Source organism: Nitratidesulfovibrio sp. D1, assembly GCF_051133415.1.
GTDB lineage: Bacteria > Desulfobacterota > Desulfovibrionia > Desulfovibrionales > Desulfovibrionaceae > Cupidesulfovibrio.
In genome coordinates this window covers 40,676-63,112 of sequence record NZ_JBPGNZ010000004.1, presented here as the reverse complement: position 1 = coordinate 63,112, position 22,437 = coordinate 40,676, and the positions used below count along the sequence as shown (strand labels likewise).

The 22,437-nt window shown below is 68.8% G+C and carries 23 protein-coding genes and 1 other RNA gene; 13 read left to right on the top strand and 11 right to left on the bottom strand.

The window, feature by feature from the left end:
• The first annotated feature begins 86 nt into the window (after positions 1-86).
• The 5 genes from ACR4XJ_RS08385 to dctP all read left to right on the top strand — a co-directional run bounded on the left by ACR4XJ_RS08385 (position 87) and on the right by dctP (position 5,359).
• The gene (locus ACR4XJ_RS08385) at positions 87-1,106 is read left to right on the top strand and encodes an alpha-hydroxy-acid oxidizing protein (RefSeq protein WP_434755165.1); all 1,020 of its coding nucleotides are present in this window, start codon (positions 87-89) and stop codon (positions 1,104-1,106) included.
• Between the two features lie 348 nt (positions 1,107-1,454).
• Positions 1,455-2,252: a sulfite exporter TauE/SafE family protein gene (locus tag ACR4XJ_RS08380; protein ID WP_434754806.1), complete on the top strand. Its 798-nt coding sequence runs from the start codon at positions 1,455-1,457 to the stop codon at positions 2,250-2,252.
• 249 nt (positions 2,253-2,501) lie between these two features.
• Positions 2,502-3,008, top strand: a complete 507-nt coding sequence (locus ACR4XJ_RS08375) for a hypothetical protein (RefSeq protein WP_434754805.1) — start codon at positions 2,502-2,504, stop codon at positions 3,006-3,008.
• 334 nt (positions 3,009-3,342) lie between these two features.
• Positions 3,343-4,206, top strand: a complete 864-nt coding sequence (locus ACR4XJ_RS08370; RefSeq protein ID WP_434754804.1) for a YitT family protein — start codon at positions 3,343-3,345, stop codon at positions 4,204-4,206.
• Between the two features lie 67 nt (positions 4,207-4,273).
• The gene (dctP, locus tag ACR4XJ_RS08365) at positions 4,274-5,359 is read left to right on the top strand and encodes a TRAP transporter substrate-binding protein DctP (RefSeq protein ID WP_434754803.1); all 1,086 of its coding nucleotides are present in this window, start codon (positions 4,274-4,276) and stop codon (positions 5,357-5,359) included.
• Between the two features lie 183 nt (positions 5,360-5,542).
• Here dctP and ACR4XJ_RS08360 read toward each other — a convergent pair whose 3' ends face one another.
• Positions 5,543-5,848: a hypothetical protein gene (locus tag ACR4XJ_RS08360; protein WP_434754802.1), complete on the bottom strand. Its 306-nt coding sequence runs from the start codon at positions 5,846-5,848 to the stop codon at positions 5,543-5,545.
• 174 nt (positions 5,849-6,022) lie between these two features.
• Between ACR4XJ_RS08360 and ACR4XJ_RS08355 the strand changes: the two genes are divergently transcribed.
• Positions 6,023-6,295: a hypothetical protein gene (locus tag ACR4XJ_RS08355; RefSeq protein ID WP_333505431.1), complete on the top strand. Its 273-nt coding sequence runs from the start codon at positions 6,023-6,025 to the stop codon at positions 6,293-6,295.
• Positions 6,296-6,512: 217 nt separating this feature from the next.
• On the opposite strand, the gene ACR4XJ_RS08350 is transcribed toward ACR4XJ_RS08355, so the two are convergent.
• Positions 6,513-6,830: a TusE/DsrC/DsvC family sulfur relay protein gene (locus ACR4XJ_RS08350; protein WP_007523442.1), complete on the bottom strand. Its 318-nt coding sequence runs from the start codon at positions 6,828-6,830 to the stop codon at positions 6,513-6,515.
• A gap of 919 nt (positions 6,831-7,749) precedes the next feature.
• Between ACR4XJ_RS08350 and hrcA the strand changes: the two genes are divergently transcribed.
• The 4 genes from hrcA to ACR4XJ_RS08330 all read left to right on the top strand — a co-directional run bounded on the left by hrcA (position 7,750) and on the right by ACR4XJ_RS08330 (position 10,954).
• Positions 7,750-8,817, top strand: coding sequence for a heat-inducible transcriptional repressor HrcA (gene hrcA / locus ACR4XJ_RS08345; RefSeq protein WP_434754801.1), 1,068 nt, complete (start codon positions 7,750-7,752; stop codon positions 8,815-8,817).
• A 103-nt stretch (positions 8,818-8,920) separates the two neighbouring features.
• Positions 8,921-9,517, top strand: a complete 597-nt coding sequence (locus tag ACR4XJ_RS08340; RefSeq protein WP_434754800.1) for a nucleotide exchange factor GrpE — start codon at positions 8,921-8,923, stop codon at positions 9,515-9,517.
• A 161-nt stretch (positions 9,518-9,678) separates the two neighbouring features.
• On the top strand, positions 9,679-10,716 hold the full coding sequence (locus ACR4XJ_RS08335) for a DMT family transporter (RefSeq protein ID WP_434754799.1): 1,038 nt from the start codon (positions 9,679-9,681) through the stop codon (positions 10,714-10,716).
• A gap of 49 nt (positions 10,717-10,765) precedes the next feature.
• Positions 10,766-10,954, top strand: a complete 189-nt coding sequence (locus ACR4XJ_RS08330) for a hypothetical protein (RefSeq protein WP_434754798.1) — start codon at positions 10,766-10,768, stop codon at positions 10,952-10,954.
• A 59-nt stretch (positions 10,955-11,013) separates the two neighbouring features.
• On the opposite strand, the gene ACR4XJ_RS08325 is transcribed toward ACR4XJ_RS08330, so the two are convergent.
• The 4 genes from ACR4XJ_RS08325 to mqnE all read right to left on the bottom strand — a co-directional run bounded on the left by ACR4XJ_RS08325 (position 11,014) and on the right by mqnE (position 15,432).
• Positions 11,014-12,000, bottom strand: coding sequence for a DUF429 domain-containing protein (locus tag ACR4XJ_RS08325; protein WP_434754797.1), 987 nt, complete (start codon positions 11,998-12,000; stop codon positions 11,014-11,016).
• A 54-nt stretch (positions 12,001-12,054) separates the two neighbouring features.
• Positions 12,055-12,915 carry a menaquinone biosynthetic enzyme MqnA/MqnD family protein gene (locus ACR4XJ_RS08320; protein WP_434754796.1) on the bottom strand — a complete coding sequence of 287 codons (861 nt, stop codon included), beginning with the start codon at positions 12,913-12,915 and terminating at the stop codon, positions 12,055-12,057.
• A 178-nt stretch (positions 12,916-13,093) separates the two neighbouring features.
• Complete coding sequence (mqnC, locus tag ACR4XJ_RS08315; RefSeq protein ID WP_434755164.1) at positions 13,094-14,212, bottom strand: cyclic dehypoxanthinyl futalosine synthase; 1,119 nt, start codon at positions 14,210-14,212, stop codon at positions 13,094-13,096.
• A 32-nt stretch (positions 14,213-14,244) separates the two neighbouring features.
• Positions 14,245-15,432 (bottom strand): aminofutalosine synthase MqnE, encoded by a 1,188-nt coding sequence (mqnE, locus tag ACR4XJ_RS08310; protein ID WP_434754795.1) that lies wholly within the window; start codon positions 15,430-15,432, stop codon positions 14,245-14,247.
• A gap of 201 nt (positions 15,433-15,633) precedes the next feature.
• Here mqnE and ACR4XJ_RS08305 point away from each other — a divergent pair, with 201 nt between their 5' ends.
• Both ACR4XJ_RS08305 and ACR4XJ_RS08300 read left to right on the top strand, forming a co-directional pair.
• Positions 15,634-16,560: a 1,4-dihydroxy-6-naphthoate synthase gene (locus tag ACR4XJ_RS08305; RefSeq protein WP_434754794.1), complete on the top strand. Its 927-nt coding sequence runs from the start codon at positions 15,634-15,636 to the stop codon at positions 16,558-16,560.
• A gap of 203 nt (positions 16,561-16,763) precedes the next feature.
• On the top strand, positions 16,764-17,540 hold the full coding sequence (locus ACR4XJ_RS08300; protein ID WP_434754793.1) for a substrate-binding periplasmic protein: 777 nt from the start codon (positions 16,764-16,766) through the stop codon (positions 17,538-17,540).
• Positions 17,541-17,663: 123 nt separating this feature from the next.
• Here the strand turns inward: ACR4XJ_RS08300 and rny are convergent, their stop codons facing one another.
• From rny to glmU, 5 genes are all read right to left on the bottom strand, one after another.
• Positions 17,664-19,223, bottom strand: a complete 1,560-nt coding sequence (rny, locus tag ACR4XJ_RS08295) for a ribonuclease Y (RefSeq protein WP_434754792.1) — start codon at positions 19,221-19,223, stop codon at positions 17,664-17,666.
• A 280-nt stretch (positions 19,224-19,503) separates the two neighbouring features.
• A non-coding RNA gene (gene ssrS / locus ACR4XJ_RS08290) (6S RNA) lies at positions 19,504-19,689 on the bottom strand.
• A 22-nt stretch (positions 19,690-19,711) separates the two neighbouring features.
• On the bottom strand, positions 19,712-19,975 hold the full coding sequence (gene zapA, locus ACR4XJ_RS08285) for a cell division protein ZapA (protein WP_434754791.1): 264 nt from the start codon (positions 19,973-19,975) through the stop codon (positions 19,712-19,714).
• Between the two features lie 15 nt (positions 19,976-19,990).
• Positions 19,991-20,227: a cell division protein ZapB gene (gene zapB / locus ACR4XJ_RS08280; protein ID WP_333505419.1), complete on the bottom strand. Its 237-nt coding sequence runs from the start codon at positions 20,225-20,227 to the stop codon at positions 19,991-19,993.
• Positions 20,228-20,258: 31 nt separating this feature from the next.
• Positions 20,259-21,626 (bottom strand): bifunctional UDP-N-acetylglucosamine diphosphorylase/glucosamine-1-phosphate N-acetyltransferase GlmU, encoded by a 1,368-nt coding sequence (glmU, locus tag ACR4XJ_RS08275; protein ID WP_434754790.1) that lies wholly within the window; start codon positions 21,624-21,626, stop codon positions 20,259-20,261.
• A gap of 311 nt (positions 21,627-21,937) precedes the next feature.
• On the opposite strand from glmU, the gene ACR4XJ_RS08270 reads away from it, so the two are divergent.
• Entirely contained in the window at positions 21,938-22,408 is a 471-nt protein-coding gene (locus ACR4XJ_RS08270; protein ID WP_434754789.1) for an HAD family hydrolase, read from the top strand.
• Positions 22,409-22,437: the final 29 nt, after the last annotated feature.

The window sequence follows — 22,437 nt, the reverse complement described above, 5'->3', positions numbered from 1 at the left end:
ATCACGCCAACGACGTCCGGGGCGAAGCATGCCCGGTGCGAGCCAGGCCCGCGCCGCCCATGTTCGCCTGGCAACGGAGGGACATGATGAAGGAAGTTCGCGACAAGGCACGCCAACTGATGAAGGGCTACTGTCGGGTCTGTCCGGTGTGCAACGGCAAGGCATGCTCGGGCGAGGTGCCCGGCATGGGCGGCCTGGGCACCGGCGCCACGTTCGCCGCCAACCTTGAAGCGTTGGCCGCCGTGCGCCTGAACATGCGCCTGGTGCACGACGTGAACGAGCCCGACACGTCCGCCACCGTGTGCGGCATCGCGCTGGACATGCCGGTGCTGGCCGCGCCCATCGGCGGGGTGTCCTTCAACATGGGCGGCGGTGTGAGCGAGGAAGACTACGCGGCCGCCGTGGTGGGCGGCTGCGCCGAGCGCGGCATCATCGGCTGCACCGGCGACGGCGTGCCCCCGTTCATCATCGACGCGGGCTTCGCGGCCATCACCGGCGCGGGCGGGCGGGGCATCCCGTTCATCAAGCCGTGGGACGGCGCGGAACTGGACGAAAAGCTGGACCGCGCGCTGGAACTGGGCTGTCCGGCCCTGGGCATGGACATCGACGCGGCGGGCCTCGTCACCCTGCGCAAGATGGGCCGCCCCGTGGGACCCAAGACCCCGGCCGAACTTTCGCGCATCGTGGCCAAGGTCAAGGCCAGAGGCCTGGCGTTCATCCTCAAGGGCATCATGACCACCACCGACGCCAGCCTGGCCGTGGAGGTGGGGGTTGACGGCATCGTGGTGTCCAACCACGGCGGCCGCGTGCTCGACCACGCGCCAGGCACCGCCGAAGTGCTGCCCGAAATCGCCGACGCGGTGAAGGGCCGCATCGCCATTCTGGCCGACGGCGGCGTGCGCGACGGCGTGGACGTGTTCAAGATGCTGGCCCTGGGGGCCGACGCCGTGATGCTGGGCCGTCCCTTCTCCATCGCCGCCGTGGGCGGCCTGAAGGACGGGGTGACCATGCTGGTCGATTCCATCAAGGGCCAGCTGGTGCAGGCCATGGTGCTGACCGGCAGCGCCAACGTGGCGTCCATCGGTAGGCACGCCCTGCGCATGTAATTGCAAATGGTCTTTTCGCTTGTTGGCTTTGTCAAACTTCACCTGCCATAGCTTTGCTGTCCTTATCCGTAAGGTTCGCTTCGCTCACCTAACGGCTAAGGCTCGGTCAAATACGATAAGAGTATGCGTTGCGGTCGCCATCCGTAAGGCTCGCAAGCTCGCCTAACGGCTGCCGCACTCCCTCATGGCAGGCTCGTTTTCCGCGCCAACAAGCGAAAATCCTCATTTGCAACCCTGACGGATATCCGGTCCGGCGGCCGCCCGAGCGGCGGGCCGCCGGACCATCAGCCCCGCGCCACGGCGGGAACCACGCGGGCCGCGCAGTGCCCGCAACGCGGAGAGCCTTTCATGATCCTCACCCTCGCGCTCTACCTCCTCGTCGGCGCCATCGCGGGCATCCTTGCCGGGCTGCTCGGCGTGGGCGGCGGACTGGTCATCGTGCCCATGCTCAACTTCGCCTTCGCGTTGCAGTCCATTCCGAACGAATACATGCAGCATCTGGCGCTGGGCACGTCCATGGCCAGCATCATGTTCACCTCCATCTCCAGCTTCCGGGCGCACCACAAGCGCGGCGCGGTGCTGTGGAACGTGGTGTGGCGCATCACCCCCGGCATCATCACCGGCACGCTCGTCGGCACGTGGGTGGTGGCCCAGCTTTCCACCAATTTCCTCAAGGGCTTCTTCGTCTGCTTCCTGTACTGGGTGGCGGCGCAGATGCTGCTGAACCTCAAGCCCAAGCCCTCGCGCGAACTGCCCGGCGCCATGGGCATGTTCGGCATGGGCAACCTCATCGGCGGGGTGTCCAGCCTCGTGGGCATCGGCGGCGGCACGCTGTCGGTGCCGTTCATGGCGTGGTGCAACGTGGCCATGCATACGGCCATCGGCACCTCTGCCGCCATCGGCTTTCCCATCGCGGTGTCCGGCACCGTGGGCTACATAGTTAACGGGCTGGCTACCCAGGGCCTGCCCGCGAACACCTTCGGTTTCGTTTACCTCCCCGCTCTGGTCGGCATCGTCTGCGCCAGCGTGCTCACGGCCCCCCTTGGCGCCCGGCTGGCGCACAGCCTGCCGGTGACCAGGCTCAAGCGCATCTTCGCCGTGCTGCTCATCGTCATGGCCACGCGAATGCTGATCGGCCTTTTGTAGACGGGTCTCTCTCCCACCGAAGGTATTCTCACGCACGGCCCCCGGCACCCCTACGCCGGGGGCCGCCGCGTTGGCGGGGGAATCTCCGGGCGGTTGCGCGCGGCGGGGGTTGCATTCGCCGGGCCGGGCATATAGAGGGGCGGAATGCCATCATCCCTTTACAAAACTTTACATTCGCCGCGCGTGGGTGCGGCGGGCGTGCCCGGCGTGGCCCGTCGCGGGACGTGGGGCCCTGCCCCGGCCGCGTGGTTGCCAGTCGCGTGGGCGCCAGCCGCGTGGATACTGGTCGCGTGCCTGCTGTTGTCCGGCCCCGAGGCGCGGGCGGCGGACAGCACGCCGGGGCAGAGCGCCAACGCCGTGGAACGGTTCATCCGCGCTGGCGTGGAGCTTGCCGACGCCTACGCCGCCGGGCCGGTGTGCGGCCGCATCGACGGGGACGTGGAGCGGGTGCGGGGCGCGCGCGCCGGATCCGAGGCGGCCATGAAGTGGCTGCTGCTGGTGGAGAACGACCCCAGGCAGGAAATGCTGCGCGGCGCGTTCCGCCGCGCCAACGAGTCCGCCTTGCGGCTGGAGCGCACCCTGGACGGCGCCGGGGCCGTGTGCCGCCAGGGGGGCGATGCGCGCATGGACGCCACGGGCTACCGCCTGCGCCTGGAAAACGAAGCGCTGTTCCTGGCCGAGAACGGCCGCACCCTGTGCCGCACCCTGCGGGCGGAGGTGCCCGGCATGGTCTGGCCCGATTGCGACCGGCCCTGACCGGTCCTGCCGGTCCTGCCCATATCTGACAGGTCCTGGCAGGTCCTGACAGGTCCTACTGGTCCCGGTCACGCGCTTGACGCTCCGCTTCATTCCCCCGCGCGGGGCGGGCCGGGCACAACATCTCCCCGCCGCGCCCGGTGTCATCTGGCCGCGCCGCCACCCTTGCCCGCGCGGCGCATCCGGGGTAGAGGCACGGCCAACGCGGTCCCCCGGCTTCACGGCCCCGGCGGCGCGCGGTGATCCGGGCGCGCCGCCGCATGGCGGGCGTGCCCCGTTTTTTCATGTCGGTCCGCGTGCGCTCCGGGTGCGGGGCCGGGCAGGGAGGTTGTGCATGTTCACCCGCAAGGAACTGGCCTATTCGGTTCGCTGGAACCTGCTGCTGCTCACCGTGGGCTCGGCGCTGTTCGCCCTGGGGGCGCAGGGCATCGTGGCCCGGCACGGGTTTCTCACCGGCGGCATCTACGGCATCGCGCTGCTGTCGTGGTACCACACCCACCTGCTGTCCCCGGCGGCGTGGTACCTGCTGTGCAACATCCCGCTGTTCGTGCTGGGGTGGCTGCACGTGGGGCGGCGGTTCCTGCTCTACAGCCTGTACGGCATGCTGGCCACCACCCTGTTCGCGGAGGTGTTCAAGGCCGTGGACCTCGGCGTGCACGACCAGTTATACGCCGCCGTGGCCTCGGGGGTGATCTGCGGGGCGGGCAGCGGCATCATGCTGCGCTCGCTGGGGTCCGGCGGCGGGCTGGACGTGGCGGCCATCATCCTGCACCAGAGATTCGGCCTCGGCATCGGGCGGTTCGGGTTCTGCTTCAACGTCGTGCTGTTCGCGGCCAGCCTGGCCGCCATGCCGGTGGACACGGTGATCGCCTCGCTGATCCAGGTGTTCATCGCGGCGGTGACGCTGGAATACGTGCTGGCCCTGTTCAACCAGCGCAAGGTGGTGTTCGTCATTTCCGAGCACAGCCGGCGCATCGGGCACGACCTGGTCACCGAACTGGGGCAGGGGGCCACCTTCCTCCAGGGGCGGGGCGGCTATTCCGGTGACGACCGGGAAATCGTCATGACCGTGACCAACAACGTGCAGCTGAAGCGCATGGAGGAGTTGGTGTTCACCGTGGACCCCGACGCGCTGTTCATCGTGGAGAACACCTTTACCGTGCTCGGCGGCCAGTTTGCTCGAAGAAAGGTGTACTGACGCAGGCGGTTGTGTCATACTGGAAGACACGCAAGCGCCGCTTCGACATCGCCTTGGGGGAGGCTGCATGACCGACATGGTTCCGCGTATCCGGACCGCGCGCCGCGTGGGCCTGCTGGCCTGCGTGGCGCTGTGCGCGCTGCTGGCCGCCGCCGTGCCTTGGGCGCGGGCGCAGGACGCCGCCCCCACGCCGGGCGTGCCGGTGCTGCGCATCTCCGTGGAGAACGGCCCCACGCATTTTCAGGTCAAGGCCCTGCGCCGGTTCGCGGAGGACGTGCGGCAGCGTCTGGCCGGGCGGCTGCGGGTGGAGGTGTACGACAACGCCAGCCTGTACCGCGACCGCGACGTGTTGCAGGCGCTGAATCTCGGCCGCGTGGAAATGGCCCTGCCCGGCACGTGGGTGCTGCATTCGGCGGTGCCCGACTGCGGGGTGTTCATGCTGCCCGCCCTTTACGGCGCTCCGGCCCGCGCCAGCCTGGCCGTGGCCGACGGGCCTCCGGGGCGCATCATCGACGCGCGCATCGAGCGCAACCTGCGCGTCGCCGTGCTTGGCCGCTGGCTGGAACTGGGGCACGCCAACCTGTACCTGGTGGACCGTGCCGTGCACCGGCACGAGGACCTCGCGGGGCTGCGCATCCGCGTGGCGGGCGGACCCGCCAACGAGCTGCGCCTGGCGGCCATGGGGGCAAGGCCCCTGGTGGTGCCCTGGCCCGACCTGCCGCACTGGTTGCAGGGCGGCAACCTGGACGGGCTGATGACCACCCACGAGACGGCCGTGTCCGGCCAGTTGTGGCGCTACGGGGTGTCGCACGTGTTCGAGGACCACGCCTACTTCGCCATGTACGTGCCGCTGGTCAGCCGGATGTTCTGGGAACGCCTGTCCGGGGACATGCGTGACGCGCTGCGCGACGCCTGGGAAGCCCACGTGGACGAGGCGCGCGCCCTGGCCGCCGAAGCCCAGGCCGAGGCCCGCGAGACGCTGCGGGCGCGGGGGCTGGTGTTCGCCGTGCCCGACGAGGCCGTGCTGCGCCGCTGGCGCGAACGGCTGCGCCTTGGCGAGCGGGAGGTCGTGGATTTCGTGGGGGTGGACCCCACATTGTACGAGACCGTGAAGACGGCGGCGTGGCAAGCGGAGCAGGCATCGCCGGACTAGCGGCCGGGATGCCGGTGTGTTGCGCGGGTAGCGCGCGGGCATGCGCCCGCAGCGGGACGAAGCCGCAATGGCGGAATGCAGGGGCCGCTCCCTTCGGGGGGCGGCCCTTTCGCGTGGGCGGGAAACGGCGGGGAGGGGCGGTGTGATGCGCGGCGGAATGCCGTTCCGGCCGGTTGGCCGGAACTACTCTTGGCCGCCGTACTCGCGGGCATGCCATGCGCGCAGCCCGCGCGGCTTGTCGCGCAGGTAGCCGGAAACCAGGTGGTCCAGCAGGTTGCGGGCCGCGCGTTCGGACAGCAGCAGCAGGGGGGTGTCGGCCCCCTGTGCCTCGAGCAGCAGCAGGCTGGCGTCCAGGGTGCAGCGGAAGCGCTGGCCATGGCCGCGCGTGCGCAGGGCAAGGCACAGGTCGCACAGGTCCTGCTCGCTCAGGGGCGAGAGGGAGGCGAGCCAGGACATGGCGTCGGTGGTGGCGTTGGTGTAATCGAGCATAACGTATTGCCCGGTGTATTGCGCGGCCGGGGGCGCGTCAAGCGTGCGCGCCCGCGCACTCTCCACGGTTCCGGGGAAAATATAAATGACCGGCGCGAACGGCGCTTGCTAGTCTGTTGCGGGTGCCGGCGCTTTGCGCGCACGGCGTCTAGTTCCTACAACGGGGTTCGCAACGTGAAGCATGACATCGATGGTCTACTGGGTAACGTGGGCAAGGAACTGACGGGCCTTTCCGTATCGCTTGACGGGCTGGAGCGCACACCGGACGGCGCGTACATCGTTCCGGCATCGGTGCTGATCTCCATGGTTCATTCCGTGCAGCAGATACTTTCCCTGTGGAAGAAGGCCCATTCGACGTTCAGCATCGCCATGGCGTCGAGCGTCCTGTGCCGCGAAGAGGCGTTGAACACCCTGTTCGACGCCGCGGAGGACGGCACGGAACATTGATTCCGGCCAGCCTTCCCCGCCTGCAACCACGCTTCGCCGTACGAAGCCCGCAACCGGCGCGCCCGAACTGGCCGGGCGCGCCACCGAAAGCCGGAAAGGGCGGGAACGCGAGTTCCCGCCCTTTCCGCGTCCGGGCGGAAGCCGCCCTGGGGCCATGCGAACGAAAAGGGCGGGAGCACAAGCTCCCGCCCTTTCAGTGAACAATGGGCCGTATGGACTACACGCAGCCGGTGGGCTTGGGCAGACCGGCCATCTTGCAGGCGCCCTTGCCGGGGCCGGAGGGGAACAGTTCGTAGATCTCCTTCAGCTTGAAGCCGGTGTTCTTGGAGAGGATACGAACCATCGGGGCGATGCCGTTCTTCTTGTAGTAGTCCTGCAGGAAGTCGATGATCTTCTGGTGATCGGGGGTGATGTCCGCGATACCTTCGGATTCCTTCACGAATTCAACCCACTCGGTGCTCCAGTCATCAAAGCGAAGAAGGAAGCCGTCTTCATCGACTTCGAAGCTCTTGCCCTTGTAAGTGACTTCAGCCATGCGTGTCCTCCTTGGACAGGTTCTTGGCAGTGAAAGGGATGCACGACAAACGCCTGACCTTCGCATCGTGCGGCGATGCGCCGGCCGATGATAAGCAGCGATCCGCTGCCTCTATCCGAATGATGGTCGGCCCGTGGCAGATACTGCCCGCTGGATAAACCGGGGCCACCCGGCGTGTCAACGATGGCCTCGTGCCGAGGCCCTCTCGCCGGTAACCCCGTGGCGCGCCCCGAGGGATGCACCCATGGGTACCGGAGAACCGAATCGCACGGGTTTTTCCGGGTTCCAGACATGCGGACGAGGCACAAGATGCCACAATGTCATGAAAAATTCAAGGCAGGTGTGGGTGTTTTTTCGGCAAGCATTACAGCCCCCTACGGGTGAGCGTGTAAACAATTGCTCACTCGCCGCGCCACGCCCGGCGGAATGGGCGCGATGCGGGCCGTATGGGGCATAGTGTGGGGAACAGGTGAAGCGATGCATGCGGCGATGCATTTCCGCTCCCCCGGTAACAACGCCACTGTAGTGTGTTGCCAGTGGCGTGTCAATGCATGTGAAATAATGCGCAAGATATAAAAGGGCACAACGTGCCGCGCGCAGTGGTTTGGGCGCGTGGGCCGGAAAATGGATGATGGCAGTCGGTTTTTGTCATTATGCTGAAATGATGAATGTTATTTTGATTTTTGGGGCGTTTGCGAGTCGCAATAGTGATTTTATTCACAAGTATCAGCCCAATCCGGTCCAAACAGCCACGGGGCGTCCCGCCGCACGGCCCGGCCGGGATTTCCCGCCGCCGCACGGGCGTTGCCGGGGCGGGCGCGCGCCCGCGCATGTCCCCGTCAACCTTGACAGCCCCCACCCCCGTTGTTACCCGTTTGTGCTACTGCAAGAACTGCATCCTCGTGATGCCGGAGCCTTCATGCCCAGCCTCGGACAGCGCGAAACCCAGGTGCTTGCCACCATCATCGAAAGCTACATCGCCTCGGCCTCGCCCGTGGGGTCTCGCGCCGTGGCCGAATGCTCGGGCCTGCACCTTTCCCCGGCCAGCATGCGGGCCACCATGTCCGACCTGACCGACCTCGGCTACCTGGAGCAGCCGCACACGTCCGCAGGACGGGTTCCGACGGCGCGCGCCTTCCGGCTGTACGTGGACAGCCTGCTGCGCCTGCGCCCGCTGGGCAGCGTCGAGCGCGAGGCCATCGCCGACGAGCTTTTCCGGCAGGAACTGGAGATTTCCGGCATCCTGCGCCGCGCCGCCAACCTGCTGTCCGGCCATGCCCGGCAACTGGGCATGGTGGTGGCCCCCAGCGAGGACGAGGCCCGCTGGCGCAGCATCGAGTTCGCTCCGGCGGCGGAAGGGCTGGTGCTGGCCGTGCTGATGCTGGAAGGCGGCCTGGTGCGCACCCGCACCGTGCGCGTGGACGGGCGCTACGGCCAGGACGAACTGGTGCGCTTCGGCAACTACCTCAACGAACATTTCCGGGGCCTGCCCCTGTCCGAGGCGCGCAACCGCATCGGCCGCGAACTGGCCCGCGCGGGCTCGCGGCTGGAAGAGATGTGCATGCGCGCCCTGGACCTGTCGCGGCGCGCCGTGGAGCACATGGGCGACGACCGCGAACTTATCGTCAACGGCACGCTGAACATGCTGGACCACGCGGAGTTCACCGACGTGGGCCGCATGCGCGACCTTCTGGCCGCCATCGAGGAACGCTCGCGCCTGCTGGAACTGCTGGACCGCACCCTGTCCGAAGAGGACGTGCGCATCACCTTCTGTCAGGACGTGCCGGAAGGCGCGCCGGACGGGCTGCGCGGGTGCAGCGTGGTCAGCGCGGCCTACGGCGGCGACACGCCGCGCGGCGTGGTCAGCGTGGTGGGCCCGCTGCGCATGGACTACGCCAAGATCGTGCCGGTGGTGCAGTGCGTGTCGCGCGCGCTCACCCAGCTGCTGCGCGAACGCTTCGCCGCGCCGCCCTCCCTGCTGCCGTAGTCCGGGCCATTTTCATCCGTTTTAGGACGCATGCAACCCGCCCCCCGGCGGGAGATGTTCAACGACGACTTCACGCATCAGGATTTCAAGGAGACTCAGGAACATGCCCCCCAGCAACGTGTTCAAGGACAATGTGGAGATCAGCCCCGAGGCCGAGGCCGACGCGCCTTCGCGGAACCCGGCCCCGGCGGCCCCCGGCGCCATGCCCGCCGTGATGGACGATGACGATCTGCGCGAGCAGTGCGCGGCCCGGCTGTGCCCGGAATGTCCCGTACGGGCCGAGGCCGATGAACAGCGCCTGCGCGCCCTGGCGGAAATGGACAATTTCAAGAAGCGCCTGCAACGCGAAAAGGACGACCAGGTGCGCTACGCCGCCGAGGTAGTGCTGGCGGACCTGCTGCCCACCCTGGACAACCTGGACCTGGCCCTGCAATACGGGCGCGGCAACGCGGCCTGCAAGGACATGCTGATGGGCGTGGAAATGACCCAAAAGCTGCTGCTGGACGCGCTGAAGCGCCACGGCCTGGAGCCGGTGGGCGAGGCGGGCGAACCGTTCAGCCCGGAAATCCACGAGGCCATCGGCGCCGAGGTGCGGCCCGACCTGCCGGAGAACACCGTGTGCGTGATGATGCAGCGCGGCTACCGGCTGAAGGAACGCCTGCTGCGGCCCGCCAAGGTCACGGTGAGCCGGACGGAATAGCGGCGCGCGGACAGCGCGCCCAAGCATCCCGCCAGACATCGCGCCCAGGCATCGCGCCAGACATCGCGGACATGCGGCGGCACGTCCCCCGGCGGGGCGTGCCGCCCTTGCGTTGCGGCCCGCATTTGCGCTTCCCCCGGCTTCGCAGTATGGGGGGCCGCATGAGTACACACTACTCCCCCTGCCTTGATCTGGGAGGGCTGCTGCGCGTTGCCGGGGGCGGCGTGCTGATCAGCTTTTCCGGCCTGTTCGTGAAGCTGGCGCACGTGGGGCCCAGCCAATCGGCCTTCTACCGCATGTTCCTCGGCGGGGTTGCGCTGCTGTTCGTGGCCCTGGCGCGCCGCGAGCGGCTGCGGGCGCGGCGCGGCGTGTGGGCGGTGATGGTCGCGGCGGCGGTGTTCTTCGCGCTGGACCTGGAGTGCTGGCACCGCAGCATCCTGCTCATAGGGCCGGGGCTGGCCACCATCATCGGCAACTTTCAGGTGTTCTTCATCGCCATCGCCGGGGCGGTGCTGCTGCGGGAACGGCTTTCCGTCCGGCACATGGCGGCCATTCCGCTGGCCCTGGCCGGGCTGTGGTGGCTGCTGGGCGTGAGCCCGGCGGAACTGCTGCCCGTGGCCGCCGACGGCGGTCTGGCGGTGGGCGATGCGCTGGCCGGGGTGGCCTACGGCTTCGCCACGGCGCTGTTCTACACCGGGTTCATCCTGCTGCTGCGGCATTCGCAGGGTATGGGCGGCATGCTCACGCCGGTGGCCAACATGGCCCTGGTTTCGCTGGTCTGCGCGGCGCTGATCGGGGCGGGCATCCTGGCGCGCGGCGGGGCGTTCGCCATCGGCGATGCGCCCAGCCTCGGCTATCTCGTCACCTACGGGATACTGTGCCAGGCGGCGGGCTGGGCGCTGCTGTCCACGGGGCTGCCGCGCCTGCCCGCCTCGCTGGCGGGGCTGGTGATGGTGGTGCAGCCCGCGCTGGCGTTCGTGTGGGATATCCTGCTGTTCGACCGGCCCACGGATGGCTGGGGCATGGCCGGGGCGGGCCTTTCGCTGTTCGCCATCTGGCTGGGCCTGTCGGGCGCGTCGGGCGGTTCGGGCGGCTCGGGCGCGCGGGTGTGCCGTCCGGGCGATCTGGAGGCGGCCCCGGATGCAGTGGCCGCGGGGGAATCCCCCAGCGGGGCGGACAGGGATTCCGACGCCGCATGACCGTACGCGACAACCAGGGCGCGCCGCGCCGCAACCGGGTGGGGGGACGATGATGAAGGTTCTGGGACTGATATTCGTGGCCGCCGTGGCCGGGGTGATCGGGTGGCTGTTGCTGCGCGGGCTGCTGGCCGCCGCCGGGTGCGTGCTGCGTCTGGTGCTGGGCCTGCTGCTGCTGGCCCTGCTGGGGGCCACGTGGACCATGGTGTCCTTCCTGTTCACCGGCGGGGCGGGCTGGTAGGCGCACGGCGGCCGCCGTTCCTTGGGGGCGCGGAAAGGGGTTGAAGGCGGGAGGAGCGGCTATTCCTCTGGCGGCAGCCCGGCAATCCAGCCTTCCACGTCCAGTTGCGCGGCGGTGACGCCGTGAGGAAGAGCGGAGGGTTCCGGCAGCCCGTAGCCGGGCCGCAGGACGGAGCCTGCGGCCAGCACGGCGCACAGCAGGGCATCCAGCAGGTCCGCTTCCGCATCGTCCAGCATGCGGGCCGCGTGGTCCGCGTTCCAGCGGATGAGCAGAGGCGGCAAGCCGGTGGGGTTCGCCGGTCCGTCAAGTTCCGCAAGACCATGCAGCAGGGCCGCGCGCATCCCGCGCCGGGCGGCCCGGTTCGTGGCCTCGCCGCCCTTGTACGGGGCGCGCCCGATCAACCGGCGGGCCAGCCAGCCGGGGTAGGTTTCCAGCGCCACGCGGTCCGCGCCGGGCAGGGGGCGCAAGAGGGGCACGTGCACCGCGTGCGCGGCCAGACGGGGGGCCACGGCGTGGAACATCAGGGCCACGGGCGGGCGCACCGTGTTCATGGGGCTGGCGGCCCCGGCGCGGCGGCAGCAGGCCCGGTACAGGTACTTGTGCCCGGCGGGCCGGGCGGCGGACACGCCACGCAGCAGATCGCGGAATCCGGCGCGGCTCATCCCGCCGCACAGGGCCGCGTATCCGGCCCAGTCGCGCGGCCAGCCCAACTGTTCCACCAGTTCCAGCGGCTGGGCCAGCGCGGCGTCGATGCCCAGCACCCAGCCAGCGTCGGGCGGATCATCGCCCCCCGCCAACCCCGCGTCCAACAGCCCGGCAAACAGCCGGTCCAGATCGTCCAGCGCGTGCAGTTCGCGCAGTTCGCGCAATGTGAGCACGAACGGCGCGTCCGGCATGTGGTTGCCCGGCGCGAGGTCGCACACGGCCAACGTCAGCGGCTTGCGCGGGCCGGGCGTGGCCGTGACGTCGAGCCCCAGCACCCGCACGGGCAGGGCGCGGGCGGGCGAGGGGGCGGCGGGTGGAATGTGATGGTCGCGGGTCTTCATGGCTGGCCGTCAACGCGCTGCGGCCCCGCGTGGTGTTCGCGGGGCCGCCGTGCGTTACATGCTGAAGAATTCCAGTTCCGGCGCGGCGGGTATTTCGCCCGCCTCGGCCAGCCGGTGGTAGAACAGGCGCAGCCCTTCCATTTCCGGAAAGCCCATGTGGAAGACCAGGCCGTGGTAGTACTGGCGCAGTTCGTCGCGCGACAGGGGGCAACCCTGCAAGGTCAGGTCGAGGATCACGTCCATGTGGCGTTCGCCCCAGTTGCGGGCGCGCTGCAACAGCTCGCACGGGTCGCTGGCGAAGCAGCCGGAGGCCGCCGCCGCGCGGCTGACCACCCACACCCCGAACACGAAGGGCAGGCCGGTCCACTGCCGCCACGCCTCGCCAAGGTCCAGCCGGTAGGGGAATTCCGGGTGGTTGCGCAGGCGCAGGGCTTCGTCGCCGATGGCCAGGAACGCCTCCGGCGGGTTGCCCGCCGCGATGCGCCCGGTGGCCGACCCCACCTCGTAGCGCACCGGAAACCTGTAGTAGTCGCGGAACAGCAGGCGCAGCAGCGCGGCCGAGGTGTGCGTCTCCGCGCTGACCAGCACCGGCTGGTCGGCCAAGTCTTCCACCGGGCGGCGCGATAGCAGCAGCACGCTCTGCACCGGCCCCCGGCTGCCGATGGCCAGGTCCGGCACCAGTAGGTAGTTTTTCCAGCGGTGCGCGTACTCCACCGACGAGTTGGCCGACACGTGCAGGTCGCCCCGCGCCATCATGTTGTTCAGCACAGCGGGCGGCCCGGCCACCAGTTCGTACTCGTGCGGGATGATGCCCGTCTCCAGCGGATGGTAGATGGGCAGCACGTTCAGGTACCCGATGCGGCCCAGCCGCAGCGGGCGGGCGCATGACGACGGTGTGGTGTTGTTGTTGCTCATTGGGGGGTTCCGTTTTGCATGCTCTGGCGGGGGACAGTTTTTTTGTACGCCTCCGGCGGGCAGGGGGCTACTGCCCCCTGCACCCCCCATCTCCCCCAACTAGAAGGTTTTGGGGGGAGGGGTCCGGGGAGGGAGACCTTTTTTAAAAGGTCCCCTCCCCGGAAAATCTTCCTGCTTTTTATATTTCCCCTTCCACCACGGGCTGGGGCGACACGGGGGTGTAGTCCATGGAGCGTTGCACGGGGATGAACCCGGCGGCGCGGATGCAGTTGTGGATCTCGCGGCGCGAGAGGCTGAAGCTGACCCCGGCGGCGGCCACCACGTTCTCCTCGATCATGAGCGAGCCGAAGTCGTTGGCGCCGAAGTACAGGGCCAGTTGGGCCACCTGCGGTCCCATGGTCACCCACGAGGCTTGCAGGTTGTCCACGTTGTCGAGCACCAGGCGCGACAGGGCCAGCAGGCGCAGGTAGGCGGGCGCGGGTTCGGGGTCGCGGTGGATGTTGGTGTGCGCGGGCTGGAAGGTCCAGGGGATGAACGCGGTGAACCCGTGGGTGCGGTCCTGCACCTCGCGCACGGCGAACAGGTGGTCCAGGCGGTGGCGGGGCTGTTCCTCGTGGCCGAACATCATGGTGGCGGTGGTGCGCAGGCCCTGGATGTGGGCCTCTTCCATGACGCCCAGCCAGCGCGACGCGGAACACTTGTTGGGCGATACCTGCGTGCGCACCTCGTCCACCAGGATTTCCGCGCCGCCGCCGGGGATGGAGTGCAGCCCGGCGGCGCGCAGCCGCGCGATGACCTCGGCCACGGTGATCTTTTCGAGTTCCGCGAAAAAGACGATCTCGGGCGGCGAGAAGGCGTGAATGTGGATGGCGGGGTAGGTGTCGCGGATCCAGCCGATCATGCCCTCGTAGAAGGACAGGGGTAGGTCGGGGTGGTGGCCGCCCTGAAGCAGGATCTGGGTGCCACCGAGGGCCAGGGTTTCCTCGATCTTCTTGCCGAGTTCCTCGCGCGTCAGCACGTAGCCCTCGGGGTGGCCGGGGGCGCGGAAAAAGGCGCAGAAGCGGCAGGCGCACACGCAGACGTTGGAATAGTTGATGTTCCTGTCGGCCACGTAGGTGACCACGGGTTGCGGATGCTTGCGCAGCCGCACCGCGTGGGCCAGGCGTCCCAGGGTGTGCAGCCCGGCGCGGTCGTACAGCAGGTCGGCATCGGCGCGGGTCAGGCGCTGGCCGTTCAGCACCCTGGCGGCCACGGCGCGCACGTCGGCGGGTTCGCCAATGGACGAGCCGCCGGGCATGATGGGGGCGGTGGCGGCGGAAGTGGCGGCGCTCATGCCCGGACCTCCGGAGTGACGGCGTGGCCCGTATCGCATCCGGTATCGAGCCCGGTGTCGTTCAGGATGGCGTCCGGGTCGGCCACGGGGTTGAAGTGCGAATCGCGGCGCACCGGGGTGAAGCCGGAGCGGCGGATCATCAGTTCCAGTTCGGGCACGGTGAGCGCCTGGGCGGAATCGGCCCCGGCGTCGTGGCCGATGCGTTCCTCGACGATGGTGCCGTCCAGGTCGTCGGCCCCGAAGTACAGGGCGGTCTGGGCCATCTTCACGCCCATCATCACCCAGTAGGCCTTCACGTGGGGCACGTTGTCCAGCATCAGGCGGCTGACGGCCACGGTGCGCAGCCGGTCCAGGCCCACGTGCTCGCCCACCCGTTCGGGCGGGAGCTTGAGCAGGCTGTTTTCCGTCAGGAAGGGCAGGGGGATGAAGCAGGTGAACCCGCCGGAGCGGTCCTGCTGCTCGCGCAGGCGGCACAGGTGGTCGATGCGGTGCTCGAAGGTTTCGATGTGCCCGTAAAGCATGGAACAGTTGGTGCGGATGCCCAGGGAATGCGCCTCGCCCGCCACGCGTAGCCATTCGTCGGCCGTGGCCTTGCGCGGGCAGATGCGGGTGCGCACCTCGGGCGCGAAGATTTCGGCCCCGCCGCCGGGCATCATGGCCAGGCCCGCGTCGCGCAGGCGGCGCAGCACGTCCAGGGTGGAGATGCCCTCCATGGCGGCGAAGTGGGCGATTTCCACCCCGGTGAACGCCTTGACGATGCTCTGCGGACGGGCCGCGCGAATCCGCCTGATGACGTCCTCGAACCAGGCCAGGTTCAGGTCCGGGTGGCAGCCGCCCACGATGTGCACCTCGGAGAACGGGGTGCCCCGGTCGTCCAGCACGCGGTGCAGGATGTCGTCGGGCGTCAGGGCGAAGGCCCCGGCCTGCCCGCGCTCGCGCTGAAAGGCGCAGAACAGGCAGCCGTTGACGCAGATGTTGGTGTAATTGACGTGCCGGTTGAGCACGTAATAGGTTCTGTCGCCGTGCAGGCGGGTGCGCGCGTGGTGGGCCAGGGCGCCCACGGCGGTGATGTCGGGGCAGTTGAACAGCGCCAGGCCCTCTTCGGGCGAAAGGCGCGCGCCTTCCATTACCTTTTCGAAGGCGGTCCCAAGGCCCAGGCGGGCGTAATGGGCTGCGTCGAGCATGTGTCCTCCGTGCTGACGGGGGGATTGGCGGCAGGCCGCCAGCGGCCGGACAAGGCCGTCCGGCGGAAGGGGGAGTATCGACCCGGCGTGCCCCGGTGTCAACACCGTCCGCCCGTCCCGGAACACCCAGCCCGCGCCACCCCGTCCCGACCCGAACCCCAACCCGCCCGGCAATCCGGACGGCGCAGCAAGGTCGCTTCCATGTCCTCGCGGAACCAGCATAGGCCGACGGTTTCCCTGTCCCCTTCGCGTATCCTGTCGCTGGGCATCTCGCCCTGTCCCAACGACACCTACATCTTCCACGCCCTGGCCAAGGGCTGCATCGACCTGCCCTGCGGGTTCGACCTGTTCATGGCCGACGTGGAAGTGTTGAACGGCCGCGCCCGCGAGGGCTCGCTGGAGGTGACCAAGCTGTCGCTGGCGGCCATGGTCCACGTGCTGGACGAGTACGTGCTGCTCAATGCCGGGGCGGCGCTGGGGCGCGGCTGCGGCCCGCTGCTGGTGGCGCGCGAGCCCTTGTCCCCGGCGGACCTGGCCGGGGCGCGGGTGGCCATTCCCGGCCGCATGACCACGGCCAACCTGCTGCTGTCGCTGCACGGCGCGCTGCACGGCCCGCGCGAGGAAATGGTGTTTGACCAGGTCATGCCCGCCGTGGCCGCCGGAAAGGCCGACTGCGGGCTGGTCATCCACGAGGGGCGCTTCACCTACGGCGGCTACGGCCTGCATTGCGTGCTGGACCTTGGCCGGTGGTGGGAATCCGCCTACGGGCTGCCCCTGCCGCTGGGGGCCATCGCGGCGCGGCGCGACCTGGGCGGGGACGCCATCCTGGCCGTGCAGGACGCCATCCGCCGCAGCCTGGAATACGCCAACGCCAACCCGGCGGCCTCGCGGGGGTGGATACGCGAACACGCCCAGGAGATGTCCGACGAGGTCACGGACAGCCACATCCGGACCTTCGTGAACGATTTCAGCCTGGACCTGCGCGACGAGGGCCGCGCCGCCATCCGCGCGCTGCTGGAAAAGGCCGCCGCCATATCCTGCCAGTCCTGCCAATCCGGCCAATCCGGCCAGTCCGGCCAGTCCGGCCAGTCTGGGCGGGGGCTGCCCGCGCTGCCCTTGTTCGCCTGAGGGGGCAGTGCATTGACAATCCTTCCGGGGCGTCATAGCTCAAGATAATGTTGGGCGAACACTCAGCGGCGGCGCCGCCGGGAACGCCCGGAGGGTTCGGCGCGCCCGTCCCCGTGAGGGACGGGCGCGAGTGGAATCCTGCCACCGAAAACGCGCATGGCGGGGCAATCGCCAGGGCGTTTCCCATCTCGCCGGGGGGACCCATGCCGCGTCCATGGGGCATACTGCTGCACCTGTCCATGACGGTCCTGCGCATGGCCGTGGTGACGGCGCTGGCGCTGCTGGTGCATCCGGCGGCGGGCAGGGCCGCGACTCCCGTGGTGCTGTGCAACGACGAGCACTTTCCCCTTTCCTACCGTGACGACGCGGGCAAGCCCGCCGGACTGTATCCGGAAATCCTGCGTGAGGCCGCGCGCCGCTCGGGCGTGCAGCTGGACATTCGCGTGGCCCCGTGGACGCGGGCCCTGCGCGCCCTGGAAACGGGCGAGGCAGCCCTTGGCGGGGCCTTTTCCACCACCCGTGCGCGCGGGCAGTGGCGGGTCAGCCTGCCCCTGCACCTGGAGCGCATCGTGGCCGTGCTGCCCGTGGAAAGCGCCTTGCAGGCCAGCCGCGTGGCCGACCTGAAGCCGCACCGCACCTGCATCGTGGAGGGCTGGAACTACGGCCCGCCCCTGGACGGCGCCCTTGCGGACGGGGCCTGGAACCTGGACCCCGCGCCCAGCGAGGCGCTGTGCCTGCGCAAGCTGGAGGCGGGCCGGGTGCAGGTGGCGCTGGTGGGCGAGGCAGGCGCCCTGCGCCTGCTGAACCCCGCCGAGCCTTCGCGCATGCGCACGGCGCCGGTGGGACTGGAACTGCCGGTGCACGTCTTCTGGCCGCTCACCGTGCCGGACGAGACGGTGCGCCGCATGGACGTGGCCCTGCGCCACATGGACGAGGACGGCACCCTGCGCCGCATCGTGCGGCGCCACGTGGAGCCGTGACCGGGCTGGCCAAAGGCCACGGGGCTACCGCCCCTGCCGCCCTTGGAACCCCATGTGAAAAGCCCGGCCTTGCGGCCGGGCTTTCTTCGGTTCTGCGGGGGGTGTGCGGCGGGGCCGCGCGGGCTATTTGGCGAAGCCCACGGCGCGGCGTTCGCGGATGACCGTGACCCGGATCTGGCCGGGGTAGGTCAGGTTCTTTTCGATCTTGCCCGCGATGTCCTTGCACAGCATGTAGGTCTGGTCGTCGTCCACGTTGTCGGAGTTGACCATGACCCGGATCTCGCGGCCCGCCTGGATGGCGTAGGCCTTGGCCACGCCCTCGAAGCCGGTGGCGATGTTCTCCAGGTCTTCCAGCCGCTTCACGTAGTTTTCCAGCAGTTCCTTGCGCGCGCCGGGGCGGGCGCCGGACAGGCCGTCGGCGGCCTGCACCAGCACGGCCAGGGCGGACTTGGGCGGGATGTCCTCGTGGTGGGCGGCGATGGCGTGGATGATTTCCTTGCTTTCGTTGTACTTCTTGGCGATGTCCGAGCCGATGATGGCGTGCGGCCCCTCCACCTCGTGGTCCACGGCCTTGCCGATGTCGTGCAGCAGGCCCGCGCGCTTGGCCTTCTTGATGTCCATGCCCAGTTCGGCGGCCATCATGCCACACAGGGCGGCCACTTCCAGCGAGTGTTGCAGCACGTTCTGCGAGAAGCTGGTGCGGTACCTGAGCTGGCCCAGCAGGCGCACGATGTCCGGGTGGATGCCGTGTACGCCCGCGTCGAAGGTGGCCTGTTCGCCCACCTCGCGGATCTGCACCTCAAGCTCCTGCTCGCACTTGCGCACGATGTCCTCGATGCGCGCCGGGTGGATGCGCCCGTCCTGGATCAGCCGTTCCAGGGCCATCTTGGCCACCTGGCGGCGCAGCGGGCTGTAGGCGGAAAGGATGACCGTCTCGGGGGTGTCGTCGATGATCAGGTCCACGCCGGTGGCCGCTTCCAGCGCGCGGATGTTGCGCCCCTCGCGGCCGATGATGCGGCCCTTCATGTCCTCGCTGGGCAGGGTCACGGCCGTCACCGTCTGCTCGCCCACGTAGTCGCCCGCGTAGCGCTGGATGGCGTTGGCGATGATTTCCTTGGCCTTGCGGTCGGCGGTTTCCTTGGACTCGGTCTCGATGAGCCGGATCATCTTGGCGGCTTCGTGGCGGGTGCGCGCCTCGATGTCTTCGAAAAGACGCGATTTCGCCTCTTCGGCGGTCAGGCCCGATATTTCCTGCAGGCGGCGTTCCTGTTCCTCGATGCGGCTGGAAATCTGCTCCTCCATGTCGGCCAGGCGGCGTTCGCGGCGGGTCAGTTCCTTTTCCGCGGCGAGCACCTCATGCTCCTTCTCGGTGGCCTTTTCCAGCTTTTCCTCAAGGCGTTCGCCCTGTTCCTGCATCTTGCGGTCACGGGCCTTCAGCTCGCGCTCGCGCTCCTTGATTTCGTGTTCCAGTTCGCGCTTCTGGTGAAAGATTTCGTCCTGGCCCTGGAGCAGGATTTCCTTTTTCTGGGCCTGCGCTTCCTTGCGGGCTTCCTCGACGATGCGCTTGGCGAGTTCGTTGGCATCGGCGATGCGCTTGGAGCTGACGTAGCGGTGCAGGGCATAGCCCGATGCCGCGCCGATGATCGCTCCCACGACGACGTAGATGATTTCCATGAGCCCCATACTGCAACTCCCGTTATGGTGTCGGACCAGCGTCCGATGTCGCGTCCGGCAAGCGGGCCTGGCGCGCCTTCCGGGCCGTGCGCGGGCCGCCCCAGCGGGGCGGCGGGCAGTGCCACGGCGTGAAGACACGCCAAATCACCGTGCCGATTCCATGAGCACGGGGAAGACGGGAGCTCGGGCAAGGAGGGGACGGACGGCCGCGTCGCCGGGGTCCGCGCACTCTTGTGCTAAACGCGGATGCCCCGCCGGGCGGGCCTTGTTGGGGGCGAGGGGGCATGGACGAAGCCCCGGAGCGCCGTGTGACGTGCCAAAGCAGGACCTGACTATGTCAGGGTGGGGACCTCGGGCGGGCCTTCAGGCTCCCCGGCGCGGGGCCGGGTCTGCACACCGGTCCGCCGTACAGGTCCCCTGTTTTTTTCTTGTGAGGTCAGCGATGGCAGGTCAATCACGCACACTCCAGGGATCGTTATGCATCGGCGCAACGGGAGTTACGCAGATTCCTCTATTTTCGCCAGCAGGGCTTCCATGCGGTTACGCATGTCGTCCCTCTGCCGGGTAGACTGCAACAGGTCGTCCGCCAGTCCCAGAACCAGAAAGGTCAGCAGCTTCTCCTTGCTGAGCTGTCTTCCGTGGAACTTCAGCCTGTCGAACCGTTCTTCCACCAGGGCCTTGGCGGTTTCGACCCTTGCGGGGTCGGCCTCGGCCTTGAAGGAAACCTCAAGCCCCAGGACGGTGAGGTTGTAGGTGCGCATGGGGCCTCGACGCGCCTAGGCGTCGCCGGTTTGGTCCTTGAGGCGGAGCAGCAGCGCGTCGATGCGCGTAAGCACCGCATCCTTCACGGTGCGCTCCTCGTCAAGGGCTTCCTTGAGGGTCCGGTTCTCTTCCGCCAGCGCCGAAAGGCCGCCTTCGACCTCTTCCCGAAGGCGACGGTTCTCCTCGCGCAGGGTTTCGAGCTGCGACAGGAGCGCCGTGACGCGGGTTTCAAGCAGGTCAATCAGTTCCATGTCTGTTAAATAGCCGTTTCACGGCGTGAAATCAAGGGTTCCCGCGGCGCGGCATGGTCGTTTGGCGGCCCCGTGCGATGGCCAGCGAATCGTCCGGAACATCCTTTGTTATCACGGAACCTGCGCCCACCAGGCTGCGGGCGCCTATGGTCACCGGGGCCACCAGCGCGCTGTTGCTGCCGATGAACGCCCCCTCGCCGATGACGGTCTGGTGCTTGTGCAGGCCGTCGTAGTTGCAGGTGATGGTGCCCGCGCCGATGTTGGCGCCGGGGCCCACCTCCGCGTCGCCGAGGTAGGTCAGGTGGTTGGCCTTGGCCCCCTTGCACAGGCGGGCCTTTTTCATTTCCACGAAGTTGCCAACCCGCGCGCCTTCCTCCATCACCGCGCCGGGGCGCAGGCGGGCGTAGGGGCCCACCACGCAGCCGGGGCCGATTTCGGCCTTTTCCACGTGGCTGAAGGGGTGCACGGTGGCGCCTTCGGCCACCACGGCGTCGCGCAGCCAGCAGTGCGAATGGACAACGGCTGCGCGGGCAATGCGCGACGCGCCGTACACCTCGCACGGGCCGTAGAGTTCCGCGCCCGGTTCCAGCACCGCGCGCGGGCTGATGCGCACGGTTTCCGGCGCATGGATGAGCACGCGCTTCTCGATCCAGTTCAGGGCGATGCGCGCGCGCACCAAGGCCTCCGAGCGGATCAGCTCCGCCGGGTCGTTGACGCCCAGCAGGTTGGGGTCCTGCCCGCATTCCACGCCGATGACGTCCATGCGCTCGGCCACGGCCAGCCCCACCAGGTCGGTGATGTAGTATTCGCCGCTCTTGTTGGCGTTGGTCAGGCGCGGCAGCAGCTTTTCCACCGCGTCCATGCGCAGGCAGTAGATGCCTGCGTTGATCTCGTCCGGTTCCGGGCCGTACAGGGTTTCGTCGTAGTCCTTGGCCTCGACGATGGCCACCACGCGGCGGTTGTGGCGCACCACGCGGCCGTACGCGCCGGGATCGGGCAGGGTCAGGGTCATGAAGGCCACGTCCGCGTCCATGGCTTCCTTGAGGAAGGTGGCCACGGTGGACGTGGGCAGCAGCGGGGTGTCGCCGTTGACCACCACCACGCGGTCCAGCCCGGCGGCCTTCAGTTCGTCCCAGGCGGCCTGGAGGGCGTGCCCGGTGCCCAGTTGCCGTTCCTGCACCACGAAGCGGTGGTCCTCGCCCTTGAACGCCGCGCGCACCATGTCGGCCTGGTGGCCGATGACGGTCCACACGTTGTCGCCGAACAGCGGTTCCAGCGCGTCGTACACGAAGCGCAGCATGGGTTCGCCCAGAATGGACTGCAATACCTTGGGCTTGTCGGAATGCATGCGGGTGCCCTTGCCCGCTGCCAGTATGAGAGCGCCGGTGATGGACGCCATGGTTCCTCCGCCGCGAAGGGGTGTTTTTCGGGTGTGCGCGCCGGGGAGGCGGCGCGTCGTCCGGTTTCTAGCCCCCCGTGCGGGGGCTGTCCAGTGGGAAGGGACCGTACCCCCGGCCGTGCGCCGGTGGGGGGCTGAACCGGCGCGGCGCGGCGGGACATTCCGACCGGGCGGGTCCGCACGCGTTGCCACCCCCGGCGCAACCGGATACAGGGACGGAGCGCGCACCGCGCGGGTGGCGACAGCGGGGAGGGGCCGCACGCATGCCATGGTTCCCGCCGGAAAGGGACGCGCAACCGGGGTAGGCCGACATGCTCAGACTGGAGATTCCGGGCCGCGAGGTCCTTGAACTGGACCATCTGGTCCTTGACTACAACGGCACCATCGCGTCCTCGGGCGCGCTGGTGGACGGCGTTGCCGAACGCATCACCCGGCTGGCCGGGGAACTGACCGTGCACGTGGTCACGGCCGACACCTTCGGCACCGTGGCCTCGGCGCTGGCCGGGCTGCCGGTGCGCCTGCACGTGCTGCCGCCCGGCATGCAGGACGAGGCCAAGCGCCGCTACGTGGCCGACCTTGGCTCGTTGCGCACCGTGGCCATGGGCAACGGCCGCAACGACCTGCTCATGCTGCTGGAGGCGGGGCTTTCGGTGGCGGTGATGGGCGACGAGGGCGCTTCGGTGCAGGCGCTGTGCGCCGCCGACGTGGCCGTGCGCCATATTTGCAATGGGCTGGACCTCTTGCTGCACCCGCTACGGCTGGTGGCCACGCTGCGAAGATAGGAAAATCCGGCGGTTCCGCCGCGCCTTGG

Bases quoted from the DNA above. Each gene is read 5' to 3' on its own strand.
- ACR4XJ_RS08385 (WP_434755165.1), top strand. From the start codon at position 87: ATGAAGGAAGTTCGCGACAAGGCACGCCAACTGATGAAGGGCTACTGT.
- ACR4XJ_RS08380 (WP_434754806.1), top strand. From the start codon at position 1,455: ATGATCCTCACCCTCGCGCTCTACCTCCTCGTCGGCGCCATCGCGGGC.
- ACR4XJ_RS08370 (WP_434754804.1), top strand. From the start codon at position 3,343: ATGTTCACCCGCAAGGAACTGGCCTATTCGGTTCGCTGGAACCTGCTG.
- dctP (WP_434754803.1), top strand. From the start codon at position 4,274: ATGACCGACATGGTTCCGCGTATCCGGACCGCGCGCCGCGTGGGCCTG.
- ACR4XJ_RS08360 (WP_434754802.1), bottom strand. From the start codon at position 5,848: ATGCTCGATTACACCAACGCCACCACCGACGCCATGTCCTGGCTCGCC.
- ACR4XJ_RS08350 (WP_007523442.1), bottom strand. From the start codon at position 6,830: ATGGCTGAAGTCACTTACAAGGGCAAGAGCTTCGAAGTCGATGAAGAC.
- hrcA (WP_434754801.1), top strand. From the start codon at position 7,750: ATGCCCAGCCTCGGACAGCGCGAAACCCAGGTGCTTGCCACCATCATC.
- ACR4XJ_RS08340 (WP_434754800.1), top strand. From the start codon at position 8,921: ATGCCCCCCAGCAACGTGTTCAAGGACAATGTGGAGATCAGCCCCGAG.
- ACR4XJ_RS08335 (WP_434754799.1), top strand. From the start codon at position 9,679: ATGAGTACACACTACTCCCCCTGCCTTGATCTGGGAGGGCTGCTGCGC.
- ACR4XJ_RS08330 (WP_434754798.1), top strand. From the start codon at position 10,766: ATGATGAAGGTTCTGGGACTGATATTCGTGGCCGCCGTGGCCGGGGTG.
- ACR4XJ_RS08325 (WP_434754797.1), bottom strand. From the start codon at position 12,000: ATGAAGACCCGCGACCATCACATTCCACCCGCCGCCCCCTCGCCCGCC.
- ACR4XJ_RS08320 (WP_434754796.1), bottom strand. From the start codon at position 12,915: ATGAGCAACAACAACACCACACCGTCGTCATGCGCCCGCCCGCTGCGG.
- mqnC (WP_434755164.1), bottom strand. From the start codon at position 14,212: ATGCCCGGCGGCTCGTCCATTGGCGAACCCGCCGACGTGCGCGCCGTG.
- mqnE (WP_434754795.1), bottom strand. From the start codon at position 15,432: ATGCTCGACGCAGCCCATTACGCCCGCCTGGGCCTTGGGACCGCCTTC.
- ACR4XJ_RS08305 (WP_434754794.1), top strand. From the start codon at position 15,634: ATGTCCTCGCGGAACCAGCATAGGCCGACGGTTTCCCTGTCCCCTTCG.
- ACR4XJ_RS08300 (WP_434754793.1), top strand. From the start codon at position 16,764: ATGCCGCGTCCATGGGGCATACTGCTGCACCTGTCCATGACGGTCCTG.
- rny (WP_434754792.1), bottom strand. From the start codon at position 19,223: ATGGGGCTCATGGAAATCATCTACGTCGTCGTGGGAGCGATCATCGGC.
- zapA (WP_434754791.1), bottom strand. From the start codon at position 19,975: ATGCGCACCTACAACCTCACCGTCCTGGGGCTTGAGGTTTCCTTCAAG.
- zapB (WP_333505419.1), bottom strand. From the start codon at position 20,227: ATGGAACTGATTGACCTGCTTGAAACCCGCGTCACGGCGCTCCTGTCG.
- glmU (WP_434754790.1), bottom strand. From the start codon at position 21,626: ATGGCGTCCATCACCGGCGCTCTCATACTGGCAGCGGGCAAGGGCACC.
- ACR4XJ_RS08270 (WP_434754789.1), top strand. From the start codon at position 21,938: ATGCTCAGACTGGAGATTCCGGGCCGCGAGGTCCTTGAACTGGACCAT.